Raw genomic sequence first — 14,456 nt, 5'->3', positions numbered from 1 at the left:
CACATTAACAGGACATTAGCGGCTGTAGTCGTTGCCGGTGCCGTATCGTAGAGCCTCCAGCCAACGATGACCAAGGTACTGCTGGGGGCCAGATAAGGATTCCAGCAGAGGACTAGCGGCTTGGCCTAGCGGGTAGAGGGCACTATACGCAGCCAGGCTAGCGTAGTGTCTCATCCAATCCAGCAGTGGGGCAAGCCCTACCTGAGGGATTATTTTGGCAACTAAAGTAGGATGTTTGACCGCTGTGACCGCCAAAGTCTTAGTTAGGGCCGGAAATTGCACTACATCTTGCAAAAATGGCCTCAGGGTTGAATCGCCTAAGGCGGCCATATCGGCAAAGATAGCTGCCAGCATCTGATTAATCTGCTGCTCTGAAATCTGCTGGTTTATGCCCACACTCATAGAGCGCTGAAATAGCCAGGTGACCGATAGATTGGGCTGATAGGGCTGCAGCCAGCCTAGAGCAGAGGCATCGATGCAGTCTTGCCGCAGGGCGTCGTCAACGCCGTGGGTGAGCCGGGTGAGGTGGCGAATCAGCGCACCAAAGCCGCCAAAGCTGAGAGGCGACTGACTGCCGCTGCTATCGCCGATAGGCAGCAGCCGATCCCAAGGGTATTGCAAAGGGCTGTTGCGGTAGCAGGGAAAAAAGCCAAACAGGGCCCGCTTGGGGCTAATCTGCGCTAGAGGTGTGTCTTGGTACTGCGGCAGCAGGGTCCAGTATTCCTCAAACAGGGTTCCTAGGCTGATTCGGTCAGGATGAGCATCGAGATAGGTAAAGAGATAGGTAGTGCGACCGTCTTTAGCTGGAAAGGCTTCCCAAAAATACTGGCACTGATTGCGAATGGGGGTAAAGGAGACGATCAGGTCGCCGCTGTCGTTGCGGGTATAGCCTTCGGCGCAGGTGCCCACAACGAGGCAAGCGGCATCGGGCTGCTGCCCCTCACGAGCCTGCCGAACAATGGGTGAAAAGTGGCCCATGGCATCAATCAGCAGCCGAGTTTTAAAGCTCTGCCCTGCCTGCACATTGACGCCATCTGGATGCACAACTGCTGTTTCAAAAGGGGTGTTTTCGAACAGCTGACCGCCTGCTTGCAGAAACGTTTGCTTCAGGGTTTCTAGCAAGTAGATCGGGTCAACGCCGACGTTGAGAATGTCGCGCACCCAGAGGGGGTCGCCCCCATGAAACTGAATGCGGGCTGGGTTGTATTCGGATGCGATCGCATTGCCCAGTTCTGCCTCGCTCAATAACCCCAGTTCGACTAAATCCTGCAGCTCTCGCCGGGAAATGTTCCACTCTTGCTGCCTGCCCTTGAGCTTGCCGCGCTCTAGCAGCGCCACTCGCCAGCCTCGCTGAGCCAGGCCAACAGCCAATAGCACGCCCAACGTACCGCCGCTGATCACCACATCCCAATCTGTCTGACCCAGGGCTTCAGTATTTTTTTTGACGCTATCGGCAACGGGAAGGGTGCCCTGCCGGTATTGCTGCCACAGCCGATCGGCTTGACGTAAGCCATTCAGCGGATTTTCCGACAGATTGGCTAGCAATTCCTCCGTTTTAGTCATAGGGGGTCTCTGCCCAATTGCGGTCTCCCTCATCCTACTGATATGGTTGCCTGCAAAGGTGTAGATTCATCCCCAATCTCCGGGATTTATCTGATGCCTGAGTGTTTCCAGTCACGCATAGTGAAAGCTAAGCGACTCATCTCGCTAGCGGCTGTCGCAGCTGCCACCGGGCTTGGGGCAGTTGCGACAAAAAGTTCCCCAGTTTAGGGGATGGGCAGATTGACGTTGTCCAAGGCTTTTCGTACCAAGCCATAGATTTGAGCTCTCTACCATCAGGGTTAGCTACGAAATTGCACCTATGAAAATGCCTCCCCAACAAAAGCTGCGGACCAACCCATTTTTGACCTACCGTGACCCAGATACTGGCTATTGGGTCACCGTGATCCCGAAGTCAGGGGATCGGCCCGAGCCGGTTCTCCAGCGTCCGCCCCAGGTGTTTCGAGTGGTAGACCCTGACGACTTTCAGCAGATGAACCTGCAGTCTGCTTAGGCTGGCTCTCCCAGTCTGACAAGGCCAAAGGTGCAGCCCTGTAAGGTGTGTCATCGCAGCGCGTGACGCACCAAGTCTAGCGATTACAGAACGTGGGGGACTTGCCAGCTTTGCAGCAGGTGCCGTAGCCGCTCAAAAGCTGCTTTGGGCTGCAAGTCTCGATCTAGCAGCCCCCCAAAGGGCCAAAACACACCCAAATCAGAAAAATCCCACCAGGTAATGGCCTGCACCTCAGGTTTGCTGTAGCCCAAGGTGTAGATTTGCTCAACCCAATCTGCCTGCACCGACTCGCTCCAGGGTGCATGCCAAAGGCCCCTAGCTTCCTGCAGCTGTGACTGTTCATCGACTCCCGAATTTGAAGAAGTCGCCATTTCTGTGATGTGCAGCGGCTTGCCTAGACCAGCAAAGCGATCTAGCAATCGATCGATTTCAAACATGTCCTGGTCGGGGTAATACAGCTGCAGGCCAATGGTTTCAAACTCGATTCCGGCGTCTAGGCAGGCCCGTAGGTAGCGGTAGGGGCTGCGCTGGGGCGGGCCGTTGTAGGCTACATTTTGGGCCCAGAGGCAGCAGCTATTGACGATGCGGTTGACCTGCGAGTACCCCTGCTGGGCGGCTTCACAGGCTGCTTGAGTGAGATCTAGGAACTGGTCATCAGAGAAGTTTAGTGCGTTGGCCCAGGGGACGTCATGGGCCTCATTGATGACATCGTAGTAGGGAATCTGGCTGCCATAGCGCTGAGTAATTTGGCGTACCCGACGCTGCACTAAGCCTTTTACCTCGGGGTAGGGTAAGTCCCGCAGCCAGTCGGGTACGCTGACGTCGTGGAACCATACCAGCGGATGCCCTTTGGGTATGATACCTGCCTGCCGCAGCCATGCTACCTGGCGATCTATAGGGGCATATTGGGGGTCACCCTGGACGGGCTCGAAGCCCTGCCAGTAAAAAGGCACTGTAGCAAAGTTGAAGATTTGGCGAAAGCGTTGGTCGTAAACGTCGCCTTGATGAGGGTGGCCAAAGAAATTGCAGCCAAACAAAAAATCCTGGCGTGGCGGGCGCTGCTGGATACGCTGTTGGGCCCGAGCGATCGCACTTTCCTCCCCGGCCCACAGGCTTTCTACCAGAGAGTCGTTCCACAGGTGCACCTGGGCAGGAAGGCTGTCAGTAGCGGCGGCCTGCTCCAGTAGCTGGCCAGCTTTGGCTAATCGCGCCTCAATTCTGGCCGCAAAGGTGTAGCCTGCCTGCCGCCACTGAGTCAGGGCGGTTTGAACTCGGTGAATGCGATCGCGAGCAAAGACCTCATTCAGGCTGAGTGGAAAATCGCTGGGCAAAAATCCCTGCCCCCGGTTATCGGCATAGAGAGCGACCTGACCAAAGCCCGATACCGGCATCCGCAGTGCGATCGCAACAGGCCAATGAGTCGGAGCCTGAGATTTCAGGTGCCCTGGGGCCACTGCGCGAGGCGGATTAGGCAGGGGTTCATCCTGTAAATCCAGAAAATAGAGCTGCCGCAGCTGCTCAACGGGGAGGGGCTGCCCCTCTGGCAGCCAGGCCCGCAGCGTTAGGTCTGCACTTGGCCAGAAAGCTGAGGCTGGGTGCAGTTGGGTAAGGGCCAAACCACCGGCAGACCCCGCTAAAAACTGACGACGTTTCATGGAGACGGGTTGGGTGGAGGGGGCGGCTCAGACGGAGCAAAGGGATCTTTAGAGCTGATTCGGCGCGTCAGATAGGTCAGCCCGCCGCCAGCCAGAGGCACCATCGGCATCAACAGCAGCCAGAGCCGGGAGGGCGGTGGCTGGGGAGAAGCAACCTGCAGCAGCGTGAAGGCTGGAGGGGTGACTGCCGGCAGTTGAATCGGAACGATTTGGGCCTCCGCATTGAGGGTGATGGACAAGGTCCGCCAGGTGTCTGCGCCCACGACTCCGTCGGCTACCTGACCGTGCTGGCTTTGAAAATCCCGCACAGCTTCAGCTGTCCTCGTCCCATACCGCCCATCAATCGGGCCAGCGTAGTGTCCCAGACGCTCTAGATGCTGCTGTAGCTTCTCTACGGTTGGCCCATCGCTGCCAGGCCGCAGCAGCGGCTCTTCTGCTGGAGTGCTTTGCTGCAGTGGAGGAGCCGATTGGTTGAGCGAGAGCAAAGCCGGGTGAGCTGTAGCGGGAGCCGATTGCGATCGCGCTCCAACCATGCCGCCAGCCGAAGCAACGCTCAACAGCCCAGCCACCACGCCTGCTCCGCTTCTCCAAAAGCGACGCCTCATAACCCGATCAACTCCTTCGCTGACCTCTGCACAGTCCATCCTCTTAACAACACTAAGGGCCATAGTAACAGCCCTGTTTTAGAGCTGTTCCCGCCGGGTCGTGAAGTGACTTTGGATCTGCCCCCAAGCGTGCTTGACTTAAGGGGCAAAGCCCCACAGCCAGAGAGGCAACGTCAGCAGCAGCAATCCTGAGCTAAGGCCGACACAGGTTACAGTCAGCTGCCGATCTAGGCTGTAAGCCTCGGCCAAAATTAGGTTGGCAAAGGCACAGGGCATACCCGCCTGCACCACTAGCACCAGGCGAGACGGGCCATCCAAGCCAATTAGCGTTAGGGCTATGCCAATGACCAGCGGGATCAGCAGCATTTTGATGCTGACAGCGATGGTCGCAGGCTGCAAAGCTCGCCAAGACGTGATCTGCTGCAGCCGCATGCCCATCAGCACCAGCGACAGCATTACTCCCAACCAGGCGAATCCGTACAGTCCCTGATCGAGCAGCGGCGGAAAGGGTACTGGGCGCAGCGCAATGGCAACGAAAAAGGCAATGATATTGGGGTTGCCAACCACTTGCAGTACTGGGGTGAGCCAGCGGGCCGCAGCCTCAGCCCGAGGCAGCGGACGATCGCCATAGCGAGAGGCCAAAACCACCCCAAACCCGTAGGCTCCCGGCAGTGTGCCCAGAGCATCGTACAGCAGTGCCCAGCCAAAATAGTCGGGGCCGAGCTGAGGCAGCAGCAGCACGACCGGGTAGCCAATAGAGCCTGTATTGCCCAACATGGAGGCCAGAGAGAAACTGCCCTGGCTGGGGCGAGACCAGCGTTTGCGGTAAGGCTTGAGCCACAGTGAGCCGCAACCCAGGCACAGCAGCATAGCGCTCCAGGCCACCACTGGGGCCAGAAAAACCCCCTCCGACAGATTTGCCCGGTGCAGAAAGCTGATGATGCCCAGCGGCACACCTACCCAAAACAAAAATTGGCCCAGGGCCACAGGCGCTCTCGCCGCTAGCCCCCCTCCAACCCGCTGCACGACAGGCAGCGCCAGCAGTGCACTGACACCCACCCCCAGCAGCACTGTTGCCACCAAAGGGATATAGAGCCGAACTAAAACTAACAGAGTAGGCACACCCACCTCCCTGAGGGGACTGAGTACCTATGGTTGGTGCAGAAAGCGGGAGCGTCAAGCAGGCAGAGTCAGATGAGGTAAGGGGGCAAGGGGGTAAAGCTTTTTCAATCCGTTCCTCGGCTTCCCGGCTCCGCATCAATGACTCCAGGGACAGGCCATAATAATCACGGGCAGACGCATAACCCGACGGGCAGACAGCACGTTAAGCTGGGTAAGCGCCTGCAGCGAGTGTCAGATCTGGAGCATGACCAGGTGGGAAAAGAAGAAATGGATCAGGCAAAGGATGGCTCTCTGCCGCCGATTGACGATGTTCCCGAAGCTCGACGGGAGTTGGTCGAATCTGACCAAAGACCGGCGAAAAGCGGTCGAACCTGGCTTTGGTTGGGGGGAGGATTGGGTGCGATCGCACTTCTGAGCGGTGGACTGCTGCTGGCTTCGGTGCGCCAAGCAGGTCTATCGGAGCCAGAACCAATTCGTGGCATTACTACCCCTCCTGAACCTACGGCGACTGCAGCAGACTCGTCTACTCCAGATGCCGCTGCGGCAGCCCCCTTGGTGCCGATCCAAAAGGTGCTGCTGGGCCATCGAGCCTACGAGGATGCCCCTGCTAACGACCTAGTCGCGCTCACGGCCGATGGTCAGATTCGGCTGCGGCAGGCAGCCGCCGATAAGTTTCAAGATATGGCAGCGGCAGCGGCAGCCGAGGGCGTCATTTTGGTGCCGCTATCCGGTTTTCGCTCTCAGGAAGACCAGTCTCGCTTGTTTTTTGAGATCAAGGCTGACCGAGGTGAGACAGCCAGCACCCGAGCCGAGGTTAGTGCTCCACCTGGCTACAGTGAGCACCATACCGGCTATGCCTTGGATATTGGAGATGGCAGAAGGCCGGCGACTGATGTAGAGCCATCCTTTGAGCAAACCGAAGCCTATCGTTGGCTGCAGCAAAATGCTGCCTACTATGGCTTTGAGCTCTCCTTTGACCGCAACAACCCTCAGGGTGTCGCCTTTGAGCCTTGGCACTGGCGATTTGTCGGCGATCGCGAAAGCCTGGAGACGTTTTATCAGACCGATACTGGTGAAACCGAGGAGGAAGGCGCAACTCCCAGAACAGCAGATAATGAATAGAGCTGTGGTTACCTTCTCAGCCCGGTTCCGTCCCCCTAAGCCTTTCCCTCTGCTATGCGCGACTCTACCCTCAACCTGATTGCCATCTCTGTTTTTAGCTTCACGATGCTCAGCCTGCTGGGGCCGATGCTCAGCCTGTCTCCGGCCGTTCCGGCAGTGGCGGCAGCGGGTCTGCTGGGGCTGGCAACACTAGATCAGCTGGGGCTAGAGGGGCGCATGGGCAATATTGTGGTGGACTGGGCTGCCTGGACTTCCGCTGAGCATCGTCAGCGGGTGCTCCGCCACGAAGCAGGTCACTTCCTGGTCGCCAGCCTGCTAGAAATCCCCGTGGTAGGCTACACCCTCAACACCTGGGAAGCTTGGAAACAGGGGTTGCCGGGGCAGGGCGGCGTGGTCTTTGATACAGCAGCGCTAGAGCAGACCTTTGCCCAAGGCCAGATCCCAGCGACGATGGTAGATCGCTATTGCCGAGTGTGGATGGCGGGCATTGCGGCGGAGCAAATTACCTACGGCGATGCACAAGGTGGCTTCGATGACCGGCAAAAGTTTGCTCAGCTCTGGCAGCAGATGGATCGGCCTGCTGCCGAAGCTCAGCTCAAGCAGCGTTGGGCAGTGCTACAGGCCAAGACTCTGCTGCAGGCCAATCAGGCGGCGTTTGAGCAGCTAGTTGAAGCGATGGATCAGCGGCAGCCGGTAGCGGTTTGCCAGCAGATTATTCAACAACATGGGACTAGAGCAGAGGCAGCTTAGCTCTGCACAACTCGGTTGCGGCCTTCTAGCTTGGCCTTGAGCAGGTTTTGGTCGGCGCGATCGAGCAGGCTGACGCCGCGTTCGTCGTCGTCTGAGGTGAGGCAGGAAACGCCAACGCTAATCGTGATCGAAAGATCCAAGGTTTCGCTAACGGCAAAGGGATGGTCGCCGATCAGCCGACAGAGCCGGTCGCCAATCATCAGGGCTGCGTCGGCGCTGGTGCTGTTGAGGATGACTACAAACTCCTCACCGCCATAGCGAAAGGGGGTTTCGTAAAATCGCATATTGTGGCTGAGTCGTTCGGCTACGAGCTGCAGTACCTGATCTCCGATCAGGTGGCCGTATTGGTCATTGACCGACTTGAAGTGGTCGATGTCTAAAATCAGCAGACTGAGCGCTGCTCCTTGCTCCCGAGCTGCCTGAATTTGGCGGGGCAGTTCCCAGTCAAAGGCGCGGCGGTTGCTCAGTTGAGTGAGGGGATCGGAAAGTGCGATCGCAGAGAGCAAATCATTGGCTCGCGACAGCTCTCGGTAAGACTGAATGCGCCGCAGCCCCAGCCTGAGCTGAGCCTGAAACAGGCGGCTCTGATGGTCAGCAAAGCCCAGCTCAGCCTGATCTGGGTTGTCTTCTCCCAACCACACGTAGGCGTCGGCCCCCGTTTCTAGCGCTGTGGTCATCAAACTGGTATAGCGCCCTAGCAGAGATTCTTCTGCTTGGTCAGCAGGACAAGAGCGATCGTCTACTAAAAGGCAATAAATGCTGTTTAGAGTGCGCTGCTGCTTCAGGCGACGGCACAGTTCCCAGGTTTCAGCACGGCTGGCCTGGAGAATCATGAGTTCTGAAGGGTCGGCCTGAATTAGGTCTTCTGCTTCTTGAGCCGATGCGACTGTGCGGAGTGTGAGAGCGGCAAGCCCCCTGACTCGGCTGATGACGCGAGACGGGAAGTCATCCTCCCCAACGATTAAAACCGAGGAATTCATGGAGGGTAGGCGGCAGTCAGTTGGTAGTTCAAAGCAGCACGTATCAGTCGTGCTGAGCACCCGATGGTCATAGACAGGCTGGCAGGGGCTGGGCCTGATTCCTCTAGGAATTTCCTGGACTAAATCAGTTGACGTTAAGGAAACAGGCGGGATAAACATCGGTGTGGGTGAGGGCTACCAACAACCAGGCGACCCTAACCCTGTTTTAGTCGGTTTGGGGTCACACTGTATGCAGGGTAATTCGCTAACTTTGCCAGTATCTAAACTCTTCAATGGAGTCCTGGTTTTTCCGGATGAAACAGTTTTTCCGGACAGAATAGCCCATTGAAGTTGAGCTGGATTCAATCAGATCCACAAAGCAGACTGTCCTTCTGATTAGGATTTTCTACTCAAGATAGATACCCTTTAGGGATTTTGGATTACTGGCTTTTGCACTAGCTGATACTGTCGGCCGTCTTCGGGTTACGTGCGCCTATTATTGAACAGACTAAGCGCTTGTGACCTCCAACGTAGGAGAGACTTCAATCGGCTTACCTTCAAGATCAGGTCAACGGAGGGGTAGCGGCCTAACGCTTAACGCTAGATTCTGGGCAAGAAGCCGTTCAAGCCAAGAATTTACTGAGAGAAAGCGCTAGCTTGGGCTGATGCTGAGGCAAACATCAGTCACAATAGATATCTGACTATTTCGATGCCTTTACTACACTGAATCGCAGCCTGCGCCGCAAATCCCATGTCTAAGCCTCAGTCCCAACCCCAAACTGCTACCAGCGGAGCCGCTATCCGCCAAACATTCCTAGAGTTTTATGCGGCCCGGGGACATCAGATTTTGCCCAGCGCCTCCCTGGTGCCGGAAGATCCGACTGTGCTGCTGACAATTGCAGGCATGCTGCCGTTTAAGCCGATCTTTTTGGGGCAGCGGCAGGCAGAGGTTCCTCGGGCCACGACTTCCCAGAAATGTATTCGCACCAACGATATCGAGAACGTAGGCCGCACCGCCCGGCACCATACCTTCTTTGAAATGCTGGGCAACTTTAGCTTTGGCGACTACTTCAAAGAAAAAGCGATCGCATGGGCCTGGGAACTGTCTACCCAAGTTTTTCGGCTACCGCCAGAGCAGCTAGTGGTCAGCGTTTTTCGCGAAGACGACGAAGCCTTTGCCATTTGGCGCGACCAGATCGGCATTCCGGCTCACCGCATCCAGCGCATGGACGAAGCCGATAACTTTTGGACCTCAGGCCCGACGGGGCCCTGTGGCCCCTGCTCTGAGATTTATTACGACTTTCACCCCGAACTGGGCGACGACTCGATTGATTTAGAGGACGACACGCGCTTCATCGAGTTCTACAACCTGGTGTTTATGCAGTACAACCGGGATGCTGAAGGCACCCTAACGCCGCTGCAAAACCAGAATATTGACACCGGGCTAGGGCTAGAGCGCATGGCCCAGATTTTGCAGAAGGTGCCCAACAACTACGAAACCGACCTGATCTTTCCGATCATTGAAACAGCGGCAAAACTTGCTGGGATCACCTACGCCGACTGCGATGAGAGAACCCAGGTTTCGCTCAAGGTGATTGGCGACCACGTGCGGGCGGTGGTGCACATGATTGCCGACAACATTACAGCCTCTAACGTGGGCCGGGGCTATGTGCTGCGGCGGCTGATCCGGCGGGTGGTGCGCCACGGCAGGCTAATCGGTATTGAGGGCGCTTTTGTCAGTCAGGTGGCTGAAACCGCGATGCAGCTCTCAGAAGCGGTCTATCCCAATGTGCGGCAGCGAGAAGCCAACATCAAGGCTGAACTGGATCGAGAAGAGGCTCGCTTCTTAGAAACGCTAGAGCGCGGCGAAAAGCTGCTGGCAGAAGTGCTGCAGCGCGAAAGCCAGTCTGCCGCGAAGCAAATTTCTGGGGCCGATGCCTTTGTCCTCTACGACACCTACGGCTTTCCGCTGGAGTTGACCCAAGAGATTGCCGAGGAACAGGGCCTGAGCGTTGACCTCTCAGGCTTTGAAGCCGAGATGGAGAAGCAGCGGCAGCGCTCTAAAGACGCCCACGAAACCATTGATCTAACGGTGCAGGGCAGCCTTGATAGCCTGGCCGAAGACATCCATTCGACCGAGTTTTTAGGCTACTCCGAGGTGTCGAGCACCAGTCGGGTCGAGGTGCTGCTGGTAGAAGGGCAGCCGGTTGAAGCTGCAGAAGCAGGCAGCCCGGTTCAGGTGGTGCTAGATCAGACGCCCTTTTATGCTGAGTCGGGCGGGCAGGTGGGCGATCGCGGCTATCTGTCGGGCCAAGACTGGGTGATTCGCGTTGAGGATGTGCAGAAGGACGGCGACTTCTTTGTCCACTATGGCCGGGTGGAGCGGGGCACGATTAAAAAGGGTGACGCGGTCACGGCGCAGATTGATCGGGCCTGTCGTCGCCGCGTTCAGGCTAACCATACTGCCACTCACCTGCTACAGGCAGCGCTGAAAAAGCTGGTTGATGACGGCATTTCTCAGGCTGGCTCTTTGGTGACCTTTGACCGCCTGCGGTTTGACTTCAACTGTCCTCGCGCCCTCACGCCCGAGGAAGTGCAGCAGGTAGAGGAGCAGGTGAATACCTGGGTTGCAGAAGGGCACCAGGCGGATGTGGCAGTCATGCCGATTGATGATGCTAAGGCTCGCGGCGCGATCGCAATGTTTGGCGAGAAATACAGCAGCGAAGTGCGGGTGATTGACTTCCCTGGCGTCTCGATGGAGCTGTGCGGCGGCACCCACGTTACCAATACCGCTGAGATTGGTCTGTTTAAGATCATCTCTGAGTCGGGCGTGGCGGCAGGCGTGCGGCGGATCGAGGCAGTGGCAGGCCCAGCCGTGTTGGAGTACTTGAACCTGCGCGATAGCGTGGTGCGCGACCTGAGCGATCGCTTCAAAGCCAAGCCGGAGGAGCTGCCCGAGCGGGTCACCAACCTGCAAAACGAGTTGAAAGCAGTTCAGAAGGAGCGAGATGGGCTGAAGTCTGAGTTGGCGGTGCTTAAGTCAGACCAGCTCCTGAATCAGGCAGAGGCCGTTGGCAGTCTGAAGATTTTGGTGGCTGACCTGCCTGGCGTTGATCCTGAGTCTTTAAAAACGGCAGCCGAGCGACTGCTGCAAAAACTGGGGGAAGGAGCCGTCGTGCTGGGTTCTGTGCCTGAAGAGGGCAAGGTTAGCCTAGTAGCCGCCTTTAGCCCTGCGGTGATTGCTCAAAAGCTACAGGCCGGTAAGTTCATTGGCGGCATCGCCAAGATCTGCGGCGGCGGCGGCGGTGGTCGGCCCAACCTAGCCCAGGCTGGAGGCCGAGATGCGGCCAAGCTGCCAGAGGCCTTAGAGAGCGCTAAACAACAGCTGCTCGAAGCCCTGAGCTAACTAAAAGACAGGCTCGCAAGACCCCTGAGTTCCTGAAGAACCCAGGGGTCTTTGTCTATTTAGGCTAATCTCATGGCTTGTTTGCCACAGTAGAAAAGTCCTCAAACCAGCCCCGCCGCTTGAAGAAATAAATCAGCCCCAGCGCGATCGCAATCATCAGACCCCAAGCCAGCGGGTAGCCCCAGTACCAGTTCAGCTCCGGCATGTTAAAGGGCGAAGCGTCGGGGTTGAAGTTCATGCCGTAGATCCCAGCAATAAAGGTCAGTGGGATAAAGATAGTGGAAATAACGGTGAGGGTCTTCATCACCTCATTCATCTTGTTGCTGGCTGAGGATAGGTACACATCCATGAGGCTAGAGGCCAGCTCTCGGTACGTTTCAACCATGTCGAGAATTTGCACCGTGTGGTCGTAGCAGTCTTTTAGGTAAACTCTCACCTCTGGTCTGATCAGGGGGCAGTCGTCGCGCAGCAGGGCTGCGATCGCATCGCGCTGGGGCCAGATTGATCGGCGCAGGGCCAGCAGTTCCCGCTTGATTTGATGGATCTTGGCTAGAGTTTGAGCGTTGGGCTGGCGAATCACCTCATCTTCTAGAAACTCAATTCGCTCGCCAAAGAGTTCTAGAACCGGAAAGAGGCCATCGACAACAGCATCAATCAGGGCATAAGCCAGGTAGTCAGCCCCCCGCTGGCGAATGGTGCCCTTTTTGTAGCGAATGCGATCGCGAATCGGCTCAAACGGATCGTAGTCCGGCTCCTCCTGCACCGTCAGCAGGTAGTTCGGCCCCAGCACCAGGCTCACCTGCTCCCTGACGTAGCGAGACTGATCGGGCAGCGCCACCGCCATGTGCAGCACAATCAGCAGCTGGTCCTCGTAGTTCTCGGTTTTGGGTCGCTGCGGCACATTGACTACATCCTCCAGCACTACTGGGTGTAGCTGGAACACTTGCCCCAACCGTTGCAAGACATCCTCACTGCCGAACCCCTGCAAATCAATCCAGGAAACCGACTCTGTATCCAGGTAATCAGCGCATTCTTCAGGAGTTTCTAGCGTGACCCGAATTGCTTCAGCCTCGTTGTAGTCAATCAGCACAATCGTTGGTGGTGCCGCGTCTGCCTTAATCCTTAAAGTTCCAGGTAGGCTGCCCGGTTCGTCGTAGGCATAACCCACATAGCTCTGCTCCTCAGCCTGAACCAACCAGGGTGCGCTGCTAGACATACGTGTCCCCTTCTGTAAGACGTGATGTCCGGCATTTTAGACGGCTTTTCGGAGCTTTAGCCGCTTACTTGTAGCACCTGCCATAGCTTAATCGTTCTGTCGGCACCCAGGCTAAGGGAGTACTCTGTGCTGGGGACTGCACAAAGCCCTTGAATCGGGCCTGAGTGAGCAGGTTGACTCTGCAGAAGATGCCCTGTTTCAGCATCCCAAGCCCTTAAATAACCGTCTGCTCCGCCCCCGATAACGACAGTATCCTGGTGCGCCAGCAGTAGCGCCGTCACGCTCTGCCCTGGGGGCTGAAGCGATCGCAAATAGTCTCCAGCCATATCCCATAGCACCACCTGTCCGTCTTTAGACCCTGAGACAAAGTATTTGCCTGTTGGGGAGGTTGCGATCGCAGATATCGGAGCCCGATGCTGCTCTGACCATTGCAAAATGCCGCCGCGCAACACATGGCACAGCTTGATCGAACCGTCTACGCTGCCGCAGATGGCAATCTCACCGTCCGGATTTAAGGCCACAGCTTGCACCGGCACATCTTGATTCAAGACCTTGCGGATGAGCTGGTTGCTTTTGAGATCCCAAACTCCAACGGTGCCATCGTCACCGCCACTAACTAACACTTTGTGAGGCCAGCTAATGGCAATACTGGCAACACCTCCTGTATGACCAGCCAATGTTCTGATCAAACTGCCTGAGGCTAAATGCCAAAGCTTAATGGTGCCGTCTGCGCTGCTGCTAAATAGGAACTGGCTATCTTCACTAAAGAGCAGGGCATGAATTGCTCCAGTATGGTCTGCCAGGGTATGGAATGCCTTCCTAGTTTTGTAATTCCACAAATAAATCACGCCATTTTCACCCCCAGCCGCCATCAGTTTGACATTGGGGCTAACTGCGATCGCATTTAGTGGCACTGAACTTTCGGCAAAGGTCAGCTGGCACGCTATTTCAACCGAAAAGGAGCTTTCTGGCCGTGGGCGGGCTTCAGCTTTGAAGGGGCCAGCTTCAGTCTTCGAGGGTTGACGGGTCGCCCAAGCTGCCTGGCGAGGCTGGCTAGGCTGGGCATTTTTAGCGCTTCTTCGTGAGGCTTGAGTCTTTTTGAAACCTAGAGAATTGGCCTTGTTTAAGTCAGCTTCAGCCCGTAATTCATAGCCCAGTACAGAGTAGATTAACCCTCGATAGCGGTAAGCATCGGCATAGTCAGGATACCGTTTTATGACGATGCCAAGAATCTCTGTAGCCTCCTGATATTTCCCGTCCTGAACCAGAGCGTTAGCTTCTTCACAGTACTCTTGAGGGGTAATTGGCCGAGTCTTAAAGTCAGTTCTGACAGCTTGAGATGAAGAAGGTTTGGTGGGCTGAGAAACTGAAATTTCTTTGAGCTTCTGGTACGCGTCATTAATGCGCTTAATCTTTTCTTCAGCCTGCCGCCTTTGCGGCTCACTTTGCCCAAACTGATCTGGGTGCCAAATTTTAGCGAGCCTGCGATAGGCTTCCTTGATCTGCTGTTTTGAGGCCCCTGGCTTTAATTCTAAAATCTCAAAGCAGCGGTCAATGTCGTTCATGGC

11 protein-coding genes are annotated in these 14,456 nt (G+C 56.4%); 4 read left to right on the top strand and 7 right to left on the bottom strand.

Features of this window, described 5'->3' with window-relative positions; genetic code table 11:
• Nucleotides 1-15: 15 nt before the first annotated feature.
• Nucleotides 16-1,563, bottom strand: coding sequence for an FAD-binding oxidoreductase (locus H6G13_RS06450; protein WP_190482326.1), 1,548 nt, complete (start codon nucleotides 1,561-1,563; stop codon nucleotides 16-18).
• Nucleotides 1,564-1,861: 298 nt separating this feature from the next.
• Here H6G13_RS06450 and H6G13_RS06445 point away from each other — a divergent pair, with 298 nt between their 5' ends.
• The gene (locus H6G13_RS06445) at nucleotides 1,862-2,053 is read left to right on the top strand and encodes a hypothetical protein (protein WP_190482325.1); all 192 of its coding nucleotides are present in this window, start codon (nucleotides 1,862-1,864) and stop codon (nucleotides 2,051-2,053) included.
• A gap of 83 nt (nucleotides 2,054-2,136) precedes the next feature.
• Here H6G13_RS06445 and H6G13_RS06440 read toward each other — a convergent pair whose 3' ends face one another.
• The 3 genes from H6G13_RS06440 to H6G13_RS06430 form a co-directional block, all read right to left on the bottom strand.
• Nucleotides 2,137-3,708 (bottom strand): endo-1,4-beta-xylanase, encoded by a 1,572-nt coding sequence (locus H6G13_RS06440; protein WP_190482324.1) that lies wholly within the window; start codon nucleotides 3,706-3,708, stop codon nucleotides 2,137-2,139.
• Nucleotides 3,705-4,376 carry a peptidoglycan-binding domain-containing protein gene (locus H6G13_RS06435; RefSeq protein WP_199305747.1) on the bottom strand — a complete coding sequence of 224 codons (672 nt, stop codon included), beginning with the start codon at nucleotides 4,374-4,376 and terminating at the stop codon, nucleotides 3,705-3,707. The genes H6G13_RS06440 and H6G13_RS06435 overlap by 4 nt, the downstream gene beginning before the upstream one ends.
• A 75-nt stretch (nucleotides 4,377-4,451) precedes the next feature.
• Entirely contained in the window at nucleotides 4,452-5,435 is a 984-nt protein-coding gene (locus H6G13_RS06430) for an AEC family transporter (protein WP_347277439.1), read from the bottom strand.
• Nucleotides 5,436-5,573: 138 nt separating this feature from the next.
• Here H6G13_RS06430 and H6G13_RS06425 point away from each other — a divergent pair, with 138 nt between their 5' ends.
• Nucleotides 5,574-6,557 carry a M15 family metallopeptidase gene (locus H6G13_RS06425; RefSeq protein WP_242028167.1) on the top strand — a complete coding sequence of 328 codons (984 nt, stop codon included), beginning with the start codon at nucleotides 5,574-5,576 and terminating at the stop codon, nucleotides 6,555-6,557.
• A gap of 54 nt (nucleotides 6,558-6,611) precedes the next feature.
• Complete coding sequence (locus H6G13_RS06420) at nucleotides 6,612-7,307, top strand: ATP-dependent Zn protease (RefSeq protein ID WP_190482323.1); 696 nt, start codon at nucleotides 6,612-6,614, stop codon at nucleotides 7,305-7,307.
• Here H6G13_RS06420 and H6G13_RS06415 read toward each other — a convergent pair.
• A complete protein-coding gene (locus H6G13_RS06415) occupies nucleotides 7,304-8,287 on the bottom strand; it encodes a diguanylate cyclase (RefSeq protein WP_190482322.1) in 984 nt (327 codons plus the stop codon). The two genes, H6G13_RS06420 and H6G13_RS06415, sit on opposite strands and share 4 nt — an antisense overlap.
• Nucleotides 8,288-9,017: 730 nt before the next feature.
• Between H6G13_RS06415 and alaS the strand changes: the two genes are divergently transcribed.
• Entirely contained in the window at nucleotides 9,018-11,672 is a 2,655-nt protein-coding gene (gene alaS, locus H6G13_RS06410) for an alanine--tRNA ligase (RefSeq protein WP_190482321.1), read from the top strand.
• A 70-nt stretch (nucleotides 11,673-11,742) separates the two neighbouring features.
• Here alaS and corA read toward each other — a convergent pair whose 3' ends face one another.
• A complete protein-coding gene (gene corA / locus H6G13_RS06405) occupies nucleotides 11,743-12,888 on the bottom strand; it encodes a magnesium/cobalt transporter CorA (RefSeq protein ID WP_190482320.1) in 1,146 nt (381 codons plus the stop codon).
• Between the two features lie 56 nt (nucleotides 12,889-12,944).
• Nucleotides 12,945-14,453, bottom strand: a complete 1,509-nt coding sequence (locus H6G13_RS06400) for a DnaJ domain-containing protein (protein ID WP_190482319.1) — start codon at nucleotides 14,451-14,453, stop codon at nucleotides 12,945-12,947.
• Between the last annotated feature and the right edge of the window lie 3 nt (nucleotides 14,454-14,456).

The sequence above is a fragment of the Pseudanabaena sp. FACHB-2040 genome, from assembly GCF_014696715.1.
Taxonomy (GTDB): Bacteria; Cyanobacteriota; Cyanobacteriia; order Phormidesmidales; family Phormidesmidaceae; genus JACVSF01.
Note: the sequence above shows the minus strand (reverse complement) of the source record. Positions and strands in the feature narration are given on the sequence as shown.

Bases quoted from the DNA above. Each gene is read 5' to 3' on its own strand.
- H6G13_RS06450 (WP_190482326.1), bottom strand. From the start codon at position 1,563: ATGACTAAAACGGAGGAATTGCTAGCCAATCTGTCGGAAAATCCGCTG.
- H6G13_RS06445 (WP_190482325.1), top strand. From the start codon at position 1,862: ATGAAAATGCCTCCCCAACAAAAGCTGCGGACCAACCCATTTTTGACC.
- H6G13_RS06440 (WP_190482324.1), bottom strand. From the start codon at position 3,708: ATGAAACGTCGTCAGTTTTTAGCGGGGTCTGCCGGTGGTTTGGCCCTT.
- H6G13_RS06435 (WP_199305747.1), bottom strand. From the start codon at position 4,376: ATGGCCCTTAGTGTTGTTAAGAGGATGGACTGTGCAGAGGTCAGCGAA.
- H6G13_RS06425 (WP_242028167.1), top strand. From the start codon at position 5,574: ATGACTCCAGGGACAGGCCATAATAATCACGGGCAGACGCATAACCCG.
- H6G13_RS06420 (WP_190482323.1), top strand. From the start codon at position 6,612: ATGCGCGACTCTACCCTCAACCTGATTGCCATCTCTGTTTTTAGCTTC.
- H6G13_RS06415 (WP_190482322.1), bottom strand. From the start codon at position 8,287: ATGAATTCCTCGGTTTTAATCGTTGGGGAGGATGACTTCCCGTCTCGC.
- alaS (WP_190482321.1), top strand. From the start codon at position 9,018: ATGTCTAAGCCTCAGTCCCAACCCCAAACTGCTACCAGCGGAGCCGCT.
- corA (WP_190482320.1), bottom strand. From the start codon at position 12,888: ATGTCTAGCAGCGCACCCTGGTTGGTTCAGGCTGAGGAGCAGAGCTAT.
- H6G13_RS06400 (WP_190482319.1), bottom strand. From the start codon at position 14,453: ATGAACGACATTGACCGCTGCTTTGAGATTTTAGAATTAAAGCCAGGG.